The 17,252-nt window shown below is 67.6% G+C and carries 19 protein-coding genes; 7 read left to right on the forward strand and 12 right to left on the reverse strand.

Translation table 11 applies throughout. The features are described from left to right. The 3 genes from AC1DGI_RS04095 to AC1DGI_RS04105 form a co-directional block, all read right to left on the reverse strand. Positions 1 to 231, reverse strand: coding sequence for a heavy-metal-associated domain-containing protein (locus AC1DGI_RS04095; RefSeq protein ID WP_441401553.1), 231 nt, complete (start codon positions 229 to 231; stop codon positions 1 to 3). A gap of 67 nt (positions 232 to 298) precedes the next feature. Continuing rightward, on the reverse strand, positions 299 to 646 hold the full coding sequence (locus AC1DGI_RS04100) for a metal-sensitive transcriptional regulator (protein ID WP_476897868.1): 348 nt from the start codon (positions 644 to 646) through the stop codon (positions 299 to 301). 215 nt (positions 647 to 861) lie between these two features. Then, positions 862 to 1,464 carry a DinB family protein gene (locus tag AC1DGI_RS04105; protein ID WP_476897869.1) on the reverse strand — a complete coding sequence of 201 codons (603 nt, stop codon included), beginning with the start codon at positions 1,462 to 1,464 and terminating at the stop codon, positions 862 to 864. 116 nt (positions 1,465 to 1,580) lie between these two features. Between AC1DGI_RS04105 and AC1DGI_RS04110 the strand changes: the two genes are divergently transcribed. The 7 genes from AC1DGI_RS04110 to AC1DGI_RS04140 all read left to right on the forward strand — a co-directional run bounded on the left by AC1DGI_RS04110 (position 1,581) and on the right by AC1DGI_RS04140 (position 7,846). Further along, positions 1,581 to 2,720 (forward strand): WD40/YVTN/BNR-like repeat-containing protein, encoded by a 1,140-nt coding sequence (locus tag AC1DGI_RS04110; RefSeq protein WP_476897870.1) that lies wholly within the window; start codon positions 1,581 to 1,583, stop codon positions 2,718 to 2,720. A gap of 9 nt (positions 2,721 to 2,729) precedes the next feature. Continuing rightward, a complete protein-coding gene (locus AC1DGI_RS04115; protein ID WP_441403132.1) occupies positions 2,730 to 3,017 on the forward strand; it encodes a MoaD/ThiS family protein in 288 nt (95 codons plus the stop codon). 134 nt (positions 3,018 to 3,151) lie between these two features. Beyond that, a complete protein-coding gene (locus tag AC1DGI_RS04120) occupies positions 3,152 to 3,934 on the forward strand; it encodes an ABC transporter ATP-binding protein (protein WP_476897871.1) in 783 nt (260 codons plus the stop codon). Beyond that, complete coding sequence (locus tag AC1DGI_RS04125; protein WP_476897872.1) at positions 3,921 to 4,631, forward strand: ABC transporter ATP-binding protein; 711 nt, start codon at positions 3,921 to 3,923, stop codon at positions 4,629 to 4,631. The genes AC1DGI_RS04120 and AC1DGI_RS04125 overlap by 14 nt, the downstream gene beginning before the upstream one ends. A 4-nt stretch (positions 4,632 to 4,635) precedes the next feature. Further along, entirely contained in the window at positions 4,636 to 5,517 is an 882-nt protein-coding gene (locus AC1DGI_RS04130; RefSeq protein WP_441403129.1) for a branched-chain amino acid ABC transporter permease, read from the forward strand. Further along, positions 5,517 to 6,587 (forward strand): branched-chain amino acid ABC transporter permease, encoded by a 1,071-nt coding sequence (locus tag AC1DGI_RS04135; RefSeq protein ID WP_476897873.1) that lies wholly within the window; start codon positions 5,517 to 5,519, stop codon positions 6,585 to 6,587. Before AC1DGI_RS04130 ends, AC1DGI_RS04135 begins: the two co-directional genes overlap by 1 nt. Next, on the forward strand, positions 6,584 to 7,846 hold the full coding sequence (locus AC1DGI_RS04140) for an ABC transporter substrate-binding protein (protein WP_476897874.1): 1,263 nt from the start codon (positions 6,584 to 6,586) through the stop codon (positions 7,844 to 7,846). The genes AC1DGI_RS04135 and AC1DGI_RS04140 overlap by 4 nt, the downstream gene beginning before the upstream one ends. Before the next feature lie 64 nt (positions 7,847 to 7,910). Here AC1DGI_RS04140 and AC1DGI_RS04145 read toward each other — a convergent pair whose 3' ends face one another. From AC1DGI_RS04145 to AC1DGI_RS04185, 9 genes are all read right to left on the reverse strand, one after another. After that, a complete protein-coding gene (locus tag AC1DGI_RS04145) occupies positions 7,911 to 8,531 on the reverse strand; it encodes a PadR family transcriptional regulator (RefSeq protein ID WP_441401780.1) in 621 nt (206 codons plus the stop codon). 71 nt (positions 8,532 to 8,602) lie between these two features. Beyond that, positions 8,603 to 10,015 carry a vanillate/3-O-methylgallate O-demethylase gene (ligM, locus tag AC1DGI_RS04150; RefSeq protein WP_441401781.1) on the reverse strand — a complete coding sequence of 471 codons (1,413 nt, stop codon included), beginning with the start codon at positions 10,013 to 10,015 and terminating at the stop codon, positions 8,603 to 8,605. A 71-nt stretch (positions 10,016 to 10,086) separates the two neighbouring features. Further along, the gene (gene purU, locus AC1DGI_RS04155; RefSeq protein WP_476897875.1) at positions 10,087 to 10,959 is read right to left on the reverse strand and encodes a formyltetrahydrofolate deformylase; all 873 of its coding nucleotides are present in this window, start codon (positions 10,957 to 10,959) and stop codon (positions 10,087 to 10,089) included. A gap of 9 nt (positions 10,960 to 10,968) precedes the next feature. Further along, entirely contained in the window at positions 10,969 to 11,865 is an 897-nt protein-coding gene (locus AC1DGI_RS04160) for a methylenetetrahydrofolate reductase (protein ID WP_476897876.1), read from the reverse strand. Between the two features lie 166 nt (positions 11,866 to 12,031). Beyond that, positions 12,032 to 13,525: an aldehyde dehydrogenase family protein gene (locus AC1DGI_RS04165; RefSeq protein WP_476897877.1), complete on the reverse strand. Its 1,494-nt coding sequence runs from the start codon at positions 13,523 to 13,525 to the stop codon at positions 12,032 to 12,034. Beyond that, positions 13,522 to 14,565 (reverse strand): VOC family protein, encoded by a 1,044-nt coding sequence (locus AC1DGI_RS04170; RefSeq protein WP_476897878.1) that lies wholly within the window; start codon positions 14,563 to 14,565, stop codon positions 13,522 to 13,524. Before AC1DGI_RS04170 ends, AC1DGI_RS04165 begins: the two co-directional genes overlap by 4 nt. Before the next feature lie 27 nt (positions 14,566 to 14,592). Further along, the gene (locus AC1DGI_RS04175; protein WP_476897879.1) at positions 14,593 to 15,672 is read right to left on the reverse strand and encodes a 4-oxalomesaconate tautomerase; all 1,080 of its coding nucleotides are present in this window, start codon (positions 15,670 to 15,672) and stop codon (positions 14,593 to 14,595) included. Then, on the reverse strand, positions 15,659 to 16,369 hold the full coding sequence (locus AC1DGI_RS04180; RefSeq protein WP_441401873.1) for a 4-carboxy-4-hydroxy-2-oxoadipate aldolase/oxaloacetate decarboxylase: 711 nt from the start codon (positions 16,367 to 16,369) through the stop codon (positions 15,659 to 15,661). Before AC1DGI_RS04180 ends, AC1DGI_RS04175 begins: the two co-directional genes overlap by 14 nt. Beyond that, the gene (locus AC1DGI_RS04185) at positions 16,366 to 17,097 is read right to left on the reverse strand and encodes a PIG-L deacetylase family protein (protein ID WP_476897880.1); all 732 of its coding nucleotides are present in this window, start codon (positions 17,095 to 17,097) and stop codon (positions 16,366 to 16,368) included. The genes AC1DGI_RS04180 and AC1DGI_RS04185 overlap by 4 nt, the downstream gene beginning before the upstream one ends. Between the last annotated feature and the right edge of the window lie 155 nt (positions 17,098 to 17,252).

Here is a 17,252-nt window from a genome sequence, read left to right on the forward strand (position 1 = left end):
TCAGGCCTCGTTGGCAACCACCAGGTACCCGGCTTCGGCGACCGCTTCGCCGATTTCGGCGGGCGAGAGTGCGGCCTCGGAGGTGATCGTCACGGTGGAGATCCCGCCGGCGTTGAGGTCGACGTCGACGCTTTCGACACCGGCCAGTGCCTCAAGCTCTTCGGAGACGGAGGATACGCAGTGTCCGCAGGTCATGCCGGATACCTCGACGGTGGTGGAAACGGTGCTCATGGCTTGCTCCTTGGTGGGGGACTGGCAGTCGTTCATCAGCCCGCTGGTGGGGTGGGTGGTGTTGCCGCTAGCGCAGCAGGCGGCCGATGGCATCGGTCGCCTCCTTGACTTTGAAGTCGATGGCTTCGGCCCGGCGCTCCGGATCGGGTTCCGCGGCCGCTCCCATTACGCAGTGGCCGATGTGTTCTTCGACCAGCCCAAGGCTGACGGCGTGCAGGGCCTTCGTGGCGGCGGCGACCTGGGTGAGGATGTCGATGCAGTACTTGTCCTCGTCGACCATCCGGGCAATGCCGCGGACCTGCCCTTCGATCCGCTTGAGCCGCTTGAGGTAGGCGTCCTTGTTGGCGGAGTAGCCGTGCTGAGGGGTCAGGGCGTCGTCCAGGGGGGCCGCGACGGAGGCTTCGGACTCGTTCATGCCCTCAACATATACCCGCCGGGGGTATATGGCAAGTACCCCCAGGGGGTATCAAACCTTGCAAGGTGCGGTCCGGAAATTAAAGAGCTCCGGAGTGCGTTATTGGGGGATACGCACTCCGGAGCAGCTATGGGGTAGGAGGTTTCCCGCCTACGAATTCAACCTTACGTGGCGGCGGCGACCATCCGCCAGCACCTCGAATAACTACTTTCGCTTTATTTTTTCGGGGCCCGCCGCGGCGTGAAATGTTGGCGGACCGGACCGTCCGCGGACAGTTGGCCCGCGTGAAAGTCAAAGTGCTCGGTGGGGTAAGCGTAGACGTCCGCCAGGGACATCGTCGCCCGGAAGAACGGATCCCAGCGCGCGGGAAAGGACATCGCGCGGCCCAGGTCGGCAGGGGTTTCCTTCGCCAGTCCGCGTACCAGGCGTGAAGTCACCCGCCGAAGTTTCGCTGCCATCCTGCGGCCGTTGTAGACGCGTGCACCCGCTCTGGAGCCCCAGTAATTGGCGACGTCGAACGGTGCCGTCCCGGCGGCGAGCAGCCAGGCGAAACCGCGGTTGACGGGCAGCGGCAGCCGGCCGAATACGCGCACCAGCGGCAGGAGTGCCAGTACCACCATGTAGCCGAACACCATGTGGTACAGCAGTTCCTCGTTGCTCCAGCGGGTCCCCGCGCTGCGCCGCTGCAGCCACTCCGGCGTGGCGGCAGCCAGACCGGCCTCCAGTTCCGCACAGTTTCTGCGGTAGCCGGCAATCACCGCGTCCCGGTCGGAGGGGTCAGGGAGCCCGTCTGGGGGGCTGGGGTATTCGGCGGCCATGCTCCATTCTGGCCCCTTGAAGGCTCGCCGGCCACGGCAGGCCTCGCGTCCGGATTCGTCCACCGGGTAGCGAAAAACCATTGCGGGTGCCGGTCAGCGGTGGTTCCATGTAGGGCATGGCAACTTCAGAAAGTTATGTCCTGGCGATCGGCACCAAGAAGGGCCTCTGGCTGGCCAGCAGTCCGGACCGCCAAAACTGGTCCCTTACCGGCCCGCATTTCCTGATGAGCGAGATCCCCAGCATCGGCATTGACACCCGCGAGGGCCGGACACGGATCCTGGTCGGGGTCCGCTCCGAGCACTGGGGGCCCACCGTTTTTCATTCCGACGATCTGGGCAAAACCTGGACCGAGCCGGAGAACGGCGCCATCCGTTTCCCCGAGGACACGGATGCCGCGCTGGAACGGGTGTGGCAGATCCACCCCGACGCCGACTCGCGTCCCGGCGTCGTCTGGGCGGGCTGCGAGCCGATTTCGGTGTGGAAATCAACCGACGGCGGCGAGCACTTCGAACTCAACCGCGGCCTGTGGGACCACCCGCACCGCAGCGAATGGGGTGCCGGCTACGGCGGGGCCGCGGCACATTCGATCGTGGTCAACCCGGACGGCGACAAGGTGCACGTGGCGATGAGCACCGGCGGCGTTTACCGGTCGCTTGACGGCGGGGCGTCCTGGGAGCCGCGGAACAAGGGAATCTCGGCCCGCTTCAACCCCGACCCTTACCCCGAGTTCGGCCAGTGCGTCCACAAGATCGCCGCGGATGCCGCCGTCGACGGCCGTTTGTACGCGCAGAACCACCACGGCGTGTACCGCAGCGACGACGGCGCCGAGAACTGGGAGTCCATCGCCGAAGGCCTGCCCGCCGATTTCGGCTTCGTCATGCTGACCCACCCGCGCCGCTCTGGCACGGCCTGGGTCATCCCGCTGAAGGCCGACGGCGAGCGGATCCCGCCGGATGGAAAGCTTGCCGTGCACCGGACCGACGACGCGGGCGCGAGCTGGAAGCGGCTGGACGCCGGGCTGCCGCAGGCGGAGTACAACGTGGTCCTCCGGGACGCGGCCTGCGTCGACACGGCCGAACCCGCCGGGGTCTATTTCGGCACCCGCGGCGGCAGCGTCTACGCCAGCGCCGACGAGGGCGAACACTTCACCGAGGTCGCCTCGCATCTGCCCGACGTGCTGTGCGTCCGGGTCGCGGCAGTCACCGGTCCGGGACTGCGCACTGCGGAGCCCGCCGTCGCCGCGGCCTCCGCGTGAGTCGTCGCGTTGCCTGAGATCAGTGTGCTGCTGCCCAGCGTCCTGGCGCCCCTGGCCGGCGGGCAGTCCATCCTGACTGCGCCCGCTGACGGGCCTGTCACTGTCCGGTGGCTGCTGGATGCCGTGACCGGGGACTTGCCCGCCTTGTCCCGGCGCCTGCGGGACGAGACCGGAGCAGTCCGCCGTTACGTGAATATCTACGTCAGCGGGAACGAGATCCGGCGGCTGCAGGGGCTCGGCACCGAGGTGGCGCCGGGCCAGGAAGTCCTTATTATTCAGTCGGTGGCCGGGGGCTAGCTGTACTCAGCCAGCCCCCGGCCACCATGCCTTCCAGATCGTTGACAATTTCGTCTGCGATCCGTACCGTCGGTCTCGGGCGGTCCTGACCGATCGCACCGATTCCTTGCAATGGTGCGACAGGAAGGTACGGGGTGGCCGCAAGCCTGAGCCTGAAAGACGTTAACCTGCACTTTGGCGGGGTCAAGGTGCTCCAGGACGTGGGCTTCGACGTCAAGCCCGGGGTCATCCTTGGCCTGGTCGGCCCCAACGGTGCCGGCAAAACCTCCCTTTTTAACTGCATCAGCGGTCACTACAAGCCCAGCTCCGGCTCGATCACCATCAACGGCACCGAGGTGCTGGGCAGCGCCCCGTCCCGCCTCGCCCGGCTGGGTCTGGCGCGCACCTTCCAGCATCCAGCCCTGCGGTTGAATGCCACCGTCCTGGAAAACGTGCTGCTCGGCGGGCACACCCGGCTCCCCGGCGGGCCCGTTGCGTGGGCGCTGCGGCTGCCGAACACCGCGCGTGCCGAGCGCTCAATCCGCACCGAAGCACTTGAGCTCCTTGAGCGGGCCGGACTTGGCTGGGCGGCGGACCTGCCGGCGGATGAACTCTCGCACGGCCTGCACAAGGGCATCGAGCTGTGGCGTGCCATGCTGTCCAGGCCCGCGCTGCTGCTGCTTGATGAGCCCGCCGCAGGACTCTCGCATGGCGAGGTGGAGCAGCTCATCGGGACGGTGAAGCGGATCCGTGCCGAGCAGGACACCACCATCGTCATTGTCGAGCACCACATGGGCCTCATTTCAGCCCTCACGGACCAGGTGGTGGTGCTCGACCACGGGCGCAAACTTATGGCAGGCACTGCGGCAGAGGCGCAATCCGATCCACGCGTCATTGAGGCCTACATCGGGAAGGACGCCTCGGATGACGCTGCTTGAGCTCGCCGACGTGACCGCGTCCTACGGCCCTGTCCAAGTGATCGACGGTGTCTCGCTCAGCGTGCCGGAGGGCGGCTCGGTGGGCATCCTCGGTGCCAACGGGGCGGGCAAGACCACCACGCTGCGTGCAATCAGCGGCACCGTGCACACCGGCGGACGGATCACGTTCGACGGCCGCGACATCCGGGGCCTGCGCCCGGACCAGGTCGCGGCCCTGGGGATCGCCCACGTTCCGGAAGGCCGTGGAACCCTCGGCCAGCTGAGCGTCCGCGAAAACCTGCTGGTCGGTGCCTACCTGCGCAAGGGCCGCCAGGCGATCTCCGCGGACATCGACTACTACCTGGAGTTGTTTCCGCAACTGAAGGAACGGATCGGCTCGCGGGCTGCGGCCCTGTCCGGCGGTGAGCAGCAGATGCTCGCGGTGGGCCGGGCCTTCATGGCCAAGCCCAGGCTGTTGCTGCTCGACGAAGCATCCCTGGGCCTGGCGCCGAGTACGGCCAAAACTGTATATGAGGCGATCCGCCGGCTCCGGCGCGAGTCCGGCATCGCGATGGTGGTTGTGGAGCAAAATGCCAACCTCGCCTTCTCGGTGGTGGACACGGCAACCGTGCTCGAAACGGGCCGCAACGTGCTGACCGGCACCTCGGCCGAGCTCAAGGGCATGGACGAGATCCGCCGCGCCTACCTGGGGGGTTGAACGGATGGGAATCTTTATCCAGCTGGTGGTTGACGGTCTCTCCACCGGATCTATCTATGCGGCCCTGGCTCTGGCAATTGTGCTCGTGAACCAGGCGACCGGCCTCATCAATTTCGCCCAGGGCGGCCTCGCCGTGCTTTCCGCGTACGTCGCCTATGCCTTCGTCCAGCTGGGACTGCCGCTGATCGTAGGGATCATCCTCGCGGTGGCGATTTCATTCTTCATCGGCGCCCTCGTGGAGCGGTTCCTGGTCCGCCGGTTCGAGCGCGGCGACCCGGATACCGCCGTCGTGGTGACGATCGGCCTGCTGACCCTGGTCACGGGCATCACGGCCATCATCTGGAGCTACAACAACCTCGAATTCCCCTCGCTCTTCCCGCTCACCAGCGTCGACATTCTCGGGGCGGTGGTGAGCGTCCGGTCGCTGGCTACCACGGTGACGATCGTCGTGATCATGGCGGCGCTGCAGGTGCTGTTCCTGCGCACCAAGCTCGGCCTCGCTCTTCGCGCCGTGGCCGACAGCCCCGCATCCGCGGCGTTGTCCGGGCTCCCCGTGGGAAGGCTGCTGATGGTGGGCTGGGGCCTCGCTGCGGCGCTCGGTGCCATCGCCGGGGTCCTGGTCGCCCCGCAGCTGACCCTGACTCCGGGCATGCTGGATACTGCGCTGGTCTATGCCCTTGCGGCCGTCATCCTCGGCGGACTGAGCAGCCCGATCGGCTGCGTCGTCGCCGCCTCGGCGATCGGCGTCCTGGAGAACCTCGTGGCCGTGTACGTGCCGTTCATCGGCCACGACCTGAAGATCGCCGTGCCGTTCTTCCTCATCTTTGTCATCCTCATCCTCCGTCCCCAAGGCCTGTTCGGACGAAAGGTCGTGGTGAGAGTCTGATGAGCAGCATCTTGTCCGCACACCGCAACAGATCCGCGCGGATCGTCGTCCTCGCCGTCGTCGCGCTGGCCCTGATTGCCGCCCCGCTCGTCCTCCCGGCGTTCGCCAACCAGACGCTGGTCCGGGTCGGCGTCTACGCCGTCGCAGTGCTGGGGCTGAACATCGTCATGGGGTATACGGGGCAGGTCAACCTCGGTCAGATCTTCTTCGTCGGGCTCGGCGCCTACGTTACCGCCTACGGGGTCAAACAGGGCTGGAACATAGTCCTGGTCTTCTTCCTGGCGTGCCTCATTGCGGGGATCGTGGGGCTACTCGTGGCGCTCGCAGCGGCCCGGCTCGGCGGCCTCGCAATCGCCATGGTCACGATCGCCCTGCCCATCGTGGGCGTTCCGCTGGCCAAGCGGCTCGATGGATTCACCGGCGGTTCCCAGGGCATCTCGGCCCGGTTCACCGACGCACCCGACTGGTCCGGCCTGTACAACGACCAGTGGCAGTTCTACATCATTTTGCTGGTCACGGCAGCCGCCTTCCTGCTGGGCCGCAACCTGGTCCGCGGCAAATACGGCCGGGCGTTCGGCGTCGTGCGGGAGAACGAGGCTGTCGCTGCCTCCATGGGCGTCTCGCCGTACCGCACCAAAGTGCTGGCCTTTACGGTTGCCTCGATCTTCGGCGGTGCCAGCGGCTTCCTGTATCTCGCGGCTGTGCAGTACACCTCGCCGGAGACGCTCAGCTTCGGCCATTCCATTACTCTCCTCGCAGCCATGGTCATTGGCGGCGCGGGGAGCATCGCGGGATCACTGATCGGCGGCGCCTACTACGTCCTGGTTCCGCAGCTCACCAACGCCATCGACCCCAGCTTTACCACCGCCAGCCAGGGCGCCATCCTCCTCCTGGTGCTGTTCCTGTTGCCCGAAGGCCTGGTCAGCCTTCCGCGGGTGGTCCGCCGGCTCACCCGCGGGCGCACCGCACGCTCCACACCCGGGAATCCCCCGCAGCCCCCTCCCGCAGCTCCTCCGATTACGGAAGCCGCGCCGGAGGGACTCAAAAAAACAGAGAGGCAAGATCGATGATGAAGATTCGGAAAAAGCCAGACGGGGTCCTCGGTATCGTCGCGATGGCATCCATCCTGGCGCTCTCTCTCTCCGGCTGCGTCCGGGACGGCGCCGGCCAGGGCGGGGGATCGGGCGCCGCGTCCCCCGGCATTACGGACTCGTCGATCACGCTCGGCATCACCACCCCGCTCAGCGGCGCCACCGCCGGGCCCGGAACGTGCACCGTCGCGGGCGTTTCAGCCTACTTCGGCGCGGTCAACGCGGCAGGCGGGGTGAAATTCGGCGACGGCAAGACGCGCACCGTGAACATCAAGACGTACGACGACGGCTACGACCCGCAGAAATCGCTGGCGAACTTCCAGCAGATGGTGTCCGACAATGTCTTCGCCGCCACGGCCGGCCTCGGCACGCCCACCAACCGGGCCTTCCGGGAGGCCGCCATCAGCCAGAAGGTCCCCCAGGTGCTCGTGATGACCGGCGACCCCTTGTTCAGTGACCGCAAGCAGAGCCCGTGGCAACTCGGGTTCGTGCCCGTCTACCAGAACGAGGGAGCCGCTTTCGGCAAGCTGCTCGCCGGATCCAAGGACCAGCACAAGGTCGCCATCCTGTCGCAGAACGATGACTACGGCAAGGGCTACGTCCAGGGTTTCAAGGACGCCATCAAGGGCGCGTCGAACATCTCCGTCGTCGGGGAACAGACCTACGAGGCCACGGACACCTCGGTGGATGCGCAGCTCACCCAGCTGGCGTCGTCGGGAGCCGACGTCTTCTTCAACGCCATGTCGATCACCCCGCTCACCATCGCCTCCCTGCAGAAAGCCCAACAGATCGGCTGGAAGCCCAGCTGGTTCCTGCCGTCCAACACCTCCAGCCCCACCGCGATCCTCGCGCCCGGCGGTGCCGCCGCCTACCCCGGCGTGTACTCCGTGTCCTTCGCCAAGGCGCCGCAGAGCCCGGAGTTCGCCAAGGATCCCGACGTCGTGAAGTTCCTCGCCGACCTCAAGCAGTACGGCAAATACCCGGACATGCCGGCGTTCCCGCACTGCATGTGGAGCTACATGGTGGGCGCGACGCTGGAGCAGGCGTTCAAGAGCATGAATGCGCCGACGCGGGACAGCTTTATGACAGCCCTGCGGAACGTCAAGGGCTTCCAGGCGCCACTAATGCTCTCCGGCACCTCGGTGGACACGACGGTCGACGGCCAGCCGGCTGTGTCGTCCGTGCTGGTGCAGAAGTACAACGGGAAGGGATACGCGACGGCGCAGAACTTCGGGTAGCAGGCAGGCCCTGGCGCCGCCGCCCCGGATCCGGGACGGCGGAGCCCAGGGCTGACGCAGGATGCTAGACGCCGGCAGGACTCGGGCGGGCCCACACGCCGCCGGAAGCCTCCAGCTGGTCGATCAGCTGGAGTCCGCGCCGGGCCCAGGCGATCTCGACCCGGGCCCGGTCCACGAGGCCCTCATAGGTGAACCGCTTGAACGCTATGGTGCGCTCACGGTCGCCCGGGTCGGTGACCGCGAGGCGCCGCACCAGCATCGGGTTCTCCACCCCGGCGATCCGCAGCAGCTCGCCCTCCCACTGCGCCAGCTCGGCCTCCCACTGGGCGCTGTGCCGCCGGAAGAAATCGCGGGCGGCTGCCGGCGACGCGGCTTCAAGGTACGCAGCACGCAGATGGGCGGGATCGCGGACGCGGGCGTACTCCAGCGGCGTCTGCATCCAGGCCAGGAACGCCGCGTCGCCGGCGGCCGTGACGTGATAAACGCGCCGGGTGGCGCGCTGGCCCCTTGGCTGCTCTTCGCCCTCAATGAGGTTCTCGGCTTCCATTTTGCGCAGCTCGGGGTAGATCTGGGAATCGGGGGCATGCCACACGTGCCCCACCGACGCAGAGAACTGCTTCTGCAGTTCGTAGCCGGAGAGCGGGCCGACGCGCAGCAACGCGAGCAGCGCGTATCGGAGGCTCATGCGGTGCTCCTTCAGCAGCCGGAGGGAGGGTCAAGGGGGCGTCGCCGCCCCCTTGACCCGGAGTTCCCAGCCTAGGCTGGCTGGTAGTTCGTGCGCCACCCGCCCTGGTATGTGGCGCGGGCGACTGTCGAGTAGGGCACCGGGCTGACCACCGCGCGGACCTCGGTCTGCACGTGCGGCTCGACGGCGGCCTTGGCGGTTCCGCCGTTCGGCTCCCCCCACACCACCTTCAGTTCGGTGCCTTCGGGAACATTGGCGTCGATCGTTGCCAGCGACAGTGCCCGCCGCTCGTTCGCGCTGTAGCCCGTGAACATCGAGTAACCGACGACCGTTCCGTCGGCGTCGACCACCGAGTCGTAGTTGGCGGAACCGTAGTTTGCCAGGGGCAGGTCGAAGAACTTGTAGCTCGGGCCCTCCACGTCGAACAGTGACGCGTAGATCGCGGTGACGTCCCCGGCGTCCCAGGCCAGGGTGACCTTCTTGCGCTGCGACGCCTTGTCCATCCGCTCCAGGGCGTCGCGGCCGATGAAGTCATGGTCGAACTTTACGAACGAGCCGTAGCCGAGCTCAAACGGAGTCAGGTAGTAGTCCTCGATGTTCTCGGACACGAAGGACCCGGCCAGGGTTCCGGTCGCCTCGTACCCGTCGGCGGGGAGCCATTCGCGGTAGCCGCGCTCCGCTTCGCCGGTGTAGATGGCAGGCAGCGGGGACGGAATCCAGCCCGATTCAAGGGTGTTGGACGGATAGGCGCGGGACCCGACCGGGACCAGCCCGAACTCGGCGCCGGCCGCGACGATGGCGTCGCGGATGCGGTCGTGGTCGGCATAGGGTCCCCAGACCTCAAGGCCGGGCGCGCCGGCCATTCCGTGGCGGAGGGTGCGCACGGTGGTGCCGTCGATCGTCATCGTGGACATGTTGAAGAACTTGAGCTGCTCCAGCGGGCCACCGTTGAGCTTCTCGATCACCTGCCAGGCGTTCGGACCCTGGATCTGGAAGCGGTAGTACTGGCGGGTCACCGGGTGGCCGTACGGACGTGACGGCGAACGTCGGTCCACGCTGATGTCCAGGTTGCTGTAGCCGCCGGTCTGGCCGTGGTAGAGCAGCCAGTTCGCCGCGGGCGCGCGCCCGACATAGACGTACTCGTCCTCTCCCTCGCGGAAAAGGATGCCGTCACCGATGACGTGTCCTGACGCGGTCGTGGGCACATACTGCTTCGCCTTGTTGACCGGGAAGACGGCGGTGGAGTTGATCGCCGTGGCCGAAATCAGTTTGATCGCGTCCGAGCCCTTGAGGAAGAGGTTGTCCATGTGGTGGGACTGGTCGTACAGCACGGCGGTCTGGCGCCAGGCGGTCTGTTCCTTGATCCAGTTCTGGAAGTCGGCCGGGACCACCGGGTAGATGTAAGAGCCGATTTGCGAGTTGCGGAGCAGGTCGACGGCGCCGCGGGACGCGTCGAGGACTTCCTGCAGATTCTTAGGTGCCACGGTGAACCTCTTGTTCTGTATCGGATTGCTTGGGTCGGATGGTTGTCGAGTCGGGCGGGTAGCGGTTCGGGTCAGAAGACGATGGTCTGGTTGCCGTGCCGGACGACGCGGTCCTCGGCGTGCCACTGCACGGCACGCGAGAGCACGGCCCGTTCCACGTAGGCGCCGCGGGCCTGGAGGTCGGTGGCCGAATGGGCGTGCGTCACGCGGGCGACGTCCTGCTCGATGATCGGACCCTCGTCAAGGTCCTTGGTCACGTAGTGCGACGTTGCGCCGATCAACTTCACGCCCCGCTCCTTGGCCTTGCGGTAAGGGGCTGCCCCGACAAATGCCGGCAGGAATGAGTGGTGGATATTGATCAGCGGCACCCCGGTCCGGTCCAGGAAGTCCGGCGACAGGATCTGCATGTAGCGTGCCAGCACGACAAAATCCACGTTTCCGTCCAGCAGTTTCAGGATTTCGGCTTCAGCCGCGGACTTGTCGGGGCCGACCGACGGCACGTGGAAGAAGGGCACCCCGAAAGAGCGGACGTCCTCGGCGGTGTTGGTGTGGTTGGAAATCACCATGGGGATGGTCACGGGCAGCTCACCGCGCCGGTGCCGCCAGAGCAGTTCGAGCAGGCAGTGGTCGGACGTCGACACCAGGATGGCCATGCGTTTGGGGACGGACCGGTCCGTGAGCGTCCAGCGCAGCCCCAGGGGCGTCAGGGTTCTGTCCAGGTCGGCTTCAATCGCCGGCATTGCCGCGGCCAGATCCGGGCGGGTGAACACAACCCGCTGGAAGAAATCGCCCGACGCCGGATCACTGGAGTACTGGTCGAGGGTGACAATGTTGCCGTGGTGGCGGGTGACCAGGGCCGCCACCGCCGCGACGATTCCGGGCCGATCCGGGCCGTGGACTATCAGGCAGGACTGGTCCCTGAGGGACTCGGTGTGCAGTGCCACAGTTGAGCCTCAGCCCTGCTCGGCGATAAACTGACGGACCCAGTCCGCCGTCGCCAGCAGCCCGCCGAAGGTATAGAAGTGCAGCCCTACCCGGCCCCCGATGTGCGGCTGCTGCCCGGGGGTATGTTCTGCTAGAACGGCGGCGAGATCGGTGACGAACCGGTCCGGGCCCGCGTCACCCATGAGGTTTGTGAGAGAGAAACCGTACTTCTTCACGATCATGGCGTTGGCGCCGACGCCGAAGCGGCGTGCGAAGCCGAGCAAGCGTTTGATGCCGGCCGGACCCGGTGTCCCGACGCGGACCGGGGCGTTAATGCCGCCGGACCGGATGGCGTCGATCCAGTCGGCGACCGGATCGGTGTCGAACGCGAACTGGGTGAGGATGACGGCGCCCAGGCCCTGCTCGGCGAGGGCCGCGGTCTTGTCCGTCAGGGCACGCGAGAGCACCTGCTTCGGGATGTCCGGGTGGCCCTCGGGGTAGCCCCCGATGCCGACCTCGCGCACGCCGTACTGCTGCAGGATGCCGCTGCGGATCACCGCGAGCGAGTCTTCGTACGGGCCTTCCGGCGCTGCGGGGTCGCCGCCGACGGCGAAGACGTGCTCGGAGGCGCCGACGTCCTGCAGGCGTCCGAGGAACTCCTCAAGCTGCGCCTGGGACTTCAGGCGGCGGGCGGAGATGTGCGGGACAGGCACGAAGCCGAGGTCGCGGACCGCCCTGGCGGCGGCCACCCGCATTTCCAGGTCCTCGTTGCCGAGGAAGGTGACGTTGATCCGCGTGCCCGGCGGGATGTGGCCCTGTGCCTCGGTCAGCGCGGGGATGTCCTTGCCGGTCATTTCGAGGGAAAAGTCGTGGATGAGTTCCAGTGATGCTGCCCGGTTGATCGCGGGCGTGCTTCGAGTCGCCATCGGGGAGTCCTTTCGGCGGGTGCGACGGTGCACCCGCCTCCGACTTTACCTATGTCGATAGGGACTGTCCATAGGTATCTGCTGACAACAGGCATTAACCGCAGTGCTGCCGGCGGCCGGCAGGCACCCGGCCGCCGGCAGCACTCACCGGGTCCGGGGCAGCCGCTCAGTCCCCCGCCGGGGCCGCGGGTTCGAGGTGGGCGATCGCGCGGGTGTCCTGGAATGCCCGGACGCCGTCGATTCCCTGCTCCCGGCCCATGCCGGATTGCTTCATGCCGCCGAACGGAGCGCGCAGGTCAAGCCGCGTGGCGCCATGGTCGTTGACCCACACGTAACCGCACACCAGTTTTCTGCCCACCCGGTCCGCCGTCGCGGCCTCGGCGGTCCATACCGAGGCGCAGAGGCCCGCCCAGCCCGCGTTCGCCGCTTCGACCGCCTCATCCTCGGTATCGAACGGCAGCAGGGGGATGACCGGCCCGAATTGCTCCTGGGTCACCACGCGCAGCGCAGGGTCCGGGTCGACGACCAGCGCCGGACGCAGGAAGTTTCCGCCCTGCAGATCCGGGTCCGCGGGCAGCGTCCCAAACTCCCTGACGTCGGCGCCGGCAGCCTTCGCTTCCTCGATGAGGCCGGCGACGAAGGCCTTCTGTGCCGGGGAGTGCAGCGGGCCCATCGTGGTTCCTTCGTCCAGCCCGTAACCGATCACGGCCGCTTCCAGCCGGCTCGACAGCCCCACGGCCAGCTCGTCCAGGCGCGAACGGTGTACGTAGATCCGCTTCGCGTTCATGCAGATCTGGCCGGTGGTGTCGAAGATGGCGGCGTACATGCGGTCAAGGTGGGTGTCATCGAGGATGGCGTCCTCGAGAACGACGGCGGGGTCATTGCCGCCAAGTTCGAGCGTCACCCGGGTCAGTGATTTGCTGGCCATCTCCATGATGCGTTTGCCGCCGCCGACGCTGCCGGTGAAGCAGACCTTGGCGACGTCGGTGCTGGTGATGAGGGCTGCCATGTCGGCGTCCTTGCCGGTGACGACGTTGAGGACGCCGGGCGGCAGCTTTTCGGCGATCCGCTGGACCACCCGGGCTGTCGCAAGCGGCGCGGTGGGCGGGGGCTTCACGATGGCGGTATTGCCGGCCAACAGAGCGTGCGGCAACGAAGCGGCGAGGATGGCGATGGGCCAGTTGAACGGCACGATGACCGTCACCACGCCGAGCGGCTGGAACGCGACCGTGGTGGTGACCGGGATTCCCGGGGCAGGCGGGAGCACCGTGGTGGCGTCCACGTCGCCGGCCAGGGCCAGGGCGAGGTTCCACCGGATCTCGAACACCAGGGAGTCGACCCAGGCCTCCTGACGGATCTTCCCGTTTTCCCGGGACAGGATGGCGGCGTCCTCGTCGCGGAAGGCGGCGATGCCCTCGAGTGCGGCGCGCATGAGTTCCGCGCGCTCCTGGGCGCTGAGCGCAGACCACCCGGGGTAGGCCGCCTTCGCCGCCGCAATGGCATCGTCGACGTCGGGGGCACCGGCCGCGGCGGCGTGCCCGACGATGGCCCCGGGCTTTCCCGGGTCGACGATCTCCAGGGTCGAGCCGGCCTGGCGCTCGCGTCCCCCGATGTACAGGCCGGTAGTTACCGGCGCGTCCGTGTCTGCTGGGCTGGTCATGACTGCGCACCTCTCTGTGCTGGACTGGTCTGTGCTGGCTTGGCTTGTGCTGAACTGGCGGATAGTTGCGTTGCATCGGCGGAAACGTTGGGGGTTCCGTGGGTGTGGAATGTTTCGATCGTTTTCATACCCCAGGCCTGGCCTTTCTTACGCTCCTCCTGGGTCCATTCCACCACCGGAGAGTCGGGATCCAACAGCAGCCGGGCTCCGGCGTTGGCCAGTTCGATCCGGTTGCCGCCGGGCTCCCAGACGTAAAGGAAGAAGGTCTGGTTGATCGCGTGTTTGTGCGGGCCCGACTCGATGTGGATGCCGTTCTCGAGGAAGATGTCCGCCGCCTTGAGGATGTCCTCCCGGGTGTCGGGGGCGAAGGCGACGTGGTGCAGCCGGTTGCCGTGCTTGAGCCAGTCATCGGAGTAGACAATGTCGTAGGACTTGTTGTTGAAGTGGAACCACCAGGCGGCGTAGCCGCCGTCGTCGAGTTTGATGCGCTCGCTCTCGCGTCCCGCCAGCGCCCTGGCGACGAATTCGCCGTTGGCCACGACGTCCTTGGCCAGGAAGTTGATGTGGTCCAGCCGCCTGGCGTTGACTCCGCGGCCCGGAAACGCCGAGGCCTGGTTCTTCAGCGCCGGCTTGTCGTCGGTGGCGACGTACCGCTCGGTTTCGTAGTAAATCGCCAGGTCATGGCCATCCGGGTCGCGGAACGCATAGGCGGGGCCGGTGCCCACCTCGCCCTCCAACCAGCCGGCCCCGAGGCCGGTGGCCTCGATCGCCGCCACCCGGCGTTCAAGCGCCGCCTGGCTCGTGGCGCGGAACGAGGTCCGGCCCACGCCGGCGTCGTCGGACTCGGTGAGCTTCAGGGTGTAGAGCTGGTACTCATCCCATGTCCGGAGATACACGGATCTGGTGCCGGCTTCACCGGTTTCCGCGACAACGCGCATGGCGAGCAGGTCGCGGAAGAACCACAGACTCTTATCGAACGCGGGTGTCAGCAGCTCCACGTTCCCCAGGTGCGCAACGTCGAACGAAGTGTGCTCGGTCATGGATCAGTCCTATCTTGCGGGTGGGTGTCAGAGGCGGGGGCGCGGGAAGACGCGCCCCTCGAAAATCTTCCGGGCTGTTCGGAGTGCCGCGGAACCGGTGACGGTGAAACCGCCAACGGCCGGCTCGAGGCCGACCTCGACGTCGAAGTGGCCGGTTGGGTGTTCGATGCGGAAGGGTGAGCCCGGCGGCGGCAGCACCGCGACGTCATGGCCGACCGACCCGTCGGCGAGCACCCCCGCGGCCACCGTGAGGGCGCCGAGCACACCGATTGACGTGTGCACGCGCACGGGCAGGAAGCTGCGGGTGCTCACGGCACCCCCGGCCCGCGGAGGGGAGAGTAGGACCAGCTTCGGCACGGTGGCGGCGCTGACGTCACCCATGCCCATCAGGGCGGCAGCGGCCGCGCGGAGCTCGGCGAGGCGTCCGGCCAGGCCGGCATCGGCCTCAAGGGCATCGGGGGATTCGCCGCCGCTGACGCCGAGATCGGCGGCACGCAGCAGCACGCTCGGCATGCCGTTGTCGACGCAGGTCATCTCCACGTCCAGCACGCGGTCCAGCACCTTGCCTGACGGGAACAAGGCCCCGGTCGACGAGCCGGCGGTGCCTTCGAAGTCGAGCTTGATCGCACCGGCCGTGCCGGGAACGCCGTCGATCACGAGGCCGCCGTCGTAGTCCACGACGCCGGCCGGGGAGGCGAAACGCGCGGTGGCGATGCTGTTGGTGTTGACCATCCGGATCCGCACCTCGGTGTGCCCGGCGCCGGCCGGGACCAGACCGCGCTCGACAGCGAACGGCCCCACCCCGGCGAGGATGTTGCCGCAGTTCTGCCTGCTGCTCACGAACGCGGTGTCGACGCCCAGCTGCAGGAAGAGGTAGTCCACGTCGGCGCCGTCGTCGGGGGAGGCTGAGATGACGGCGACCTTGCTGGTGAGCGGGTGGGCCCCGCCCAGCCCGTCGATCTGCCGGGGGTCGGGGGTACCCATGATCCGCAGCAGCAGCCCGTCGCGTTCGTCAGGATCTGCCGGCAGGTCGGAGGCGAGGAAGTAGGCGCCCTTGGAGGTGCCTCCGCGCATGAGAATGCAGGGAATGCCGTCAATCCCGGCCATGGTCGGCCTCGTACTCCGCCGCGGTCAGGTAGCGGACACCCAGGGCGTCGAGCACGCCGCGGAGCCGGTTGCGGTCCAGGCTGAGTTCGCCGGCGCGGTACGCCGCGCGCGACTCGGCCTCCCGCGCAACCCGGGCGTCGGCGGCCTGGAGCGTGGCCCCTGCAGCACCGCGCGGCACGCAGAGCACGCCGTCGTCGTCGGCCACCATCACGTCGCCCGGGCGCACGACGGCGCCGCCCACCGTGACCGGAACGTTCACCGAGCCGGCAGTGGCTTTGACCGTGCCCTGGGCGTTGACCGCGGCGGACCAGACCGGAAAGCCCATCGCCCGCAGCTCGGCGGTGTCCCGGACTCCGCCGGTGGTCACAAGCCCGCGGACCCCCCGGCGCTGCAGGGCCGTCGCGAACAACTCACCGAACGAGCCGTCCAGTGAGGGCGACGTGGTGGTCACCACCAGCACGTCACCTTCACGGCACTGTTCCACGGCCGCGTGGATCATCAGGTTGTCGCCCGGCCAGCAGAGCACCGTGACAGCTGAACCGGCAATCCGGACGCCGTCTTGGATGGGCCGCAAGGTGGCCCCGACCAGGCCGCTGCGGCCCATCGCCTCGTGCACGGTCGCCACGCCGTGCGCCCCGAGCGAGTGGACGGTCGAAGCTTCGGCCCGCTCGATATCGGTGACGACGACGGTCTTCATTCCAGGACCTCGGTGACCTGGGGGTAGTAGCGCATGTAGGCCTCGCCCCTGGTATCCACGGGAAGGCCGAGGTTGGGGCCGGCATTGCGTTTGACCTGGACGCCGCGGCGCACGGCCAGTGAGGTGTAGTAGTCCCACATGTGCTGCTGGGCGGGCAGGCACTTCATCGCCCGTTCTTTGGCGGGAAAGGCGGCGGTGATGTCGAGCAGGACGTCGGGCTTGAAGTCGCACTGCTCGGGCTGGTGCGGCTCGAAGAAAAACACCGGCGGGGCGCCGAGCACCTCGCCGGGGGCGTCGTAGCCGATTGCCTGGGCCAGAATCCTGCCCTCGATCGCCAGCCTGGCAGCCGCCGGATGGTCGCCGTTGTACGGGTCAAGCAGCGGGTGCGTGAGCACGACGGTGGGCTGCACCCGGCGGTATATCCGGACGAGTTCATCAAGCAGCTCCCGGCTCGGCAGCAGCGGGTAGTCGCCGGCGTCGAGGAATTCGACTTCCGCCCCGAGGGCGGCGGCCGCGGCTTCGGCCTCCCCGCGGCGGAGCGCCTTAATCTCGTCCAGGGACTTTCCCGCCAGCCACTGGCTGGCGGATTCGCCGCGCTCGCCGTAGGAGAGGCAGACGACGACGGCGCGGTCGCCGCGGGCGGTGGCGGCGGCGATGGCCCCGCCGGCCCGCCAGACGAAGTCGCCGGCGTGCGCGCTGATGACGAGGACGGTGGCTCCGTTGCCCATGTTCGAGTCCTTTCCGGATCGTTCCCGCGTCGTCGCCGCCCGGCACCCGCGGACAGTGCCAGACAACCACGCTCTGGCATCTCGGTCAAGGCATCGGATACAATTTTGTTAGCAATCTGGATGTGAGGGGCGCTGGCTGGATTTCCCATCCCACA

This window comes from Arthrobacter sp. 05N428_2, from assembly GCF_056397065.1.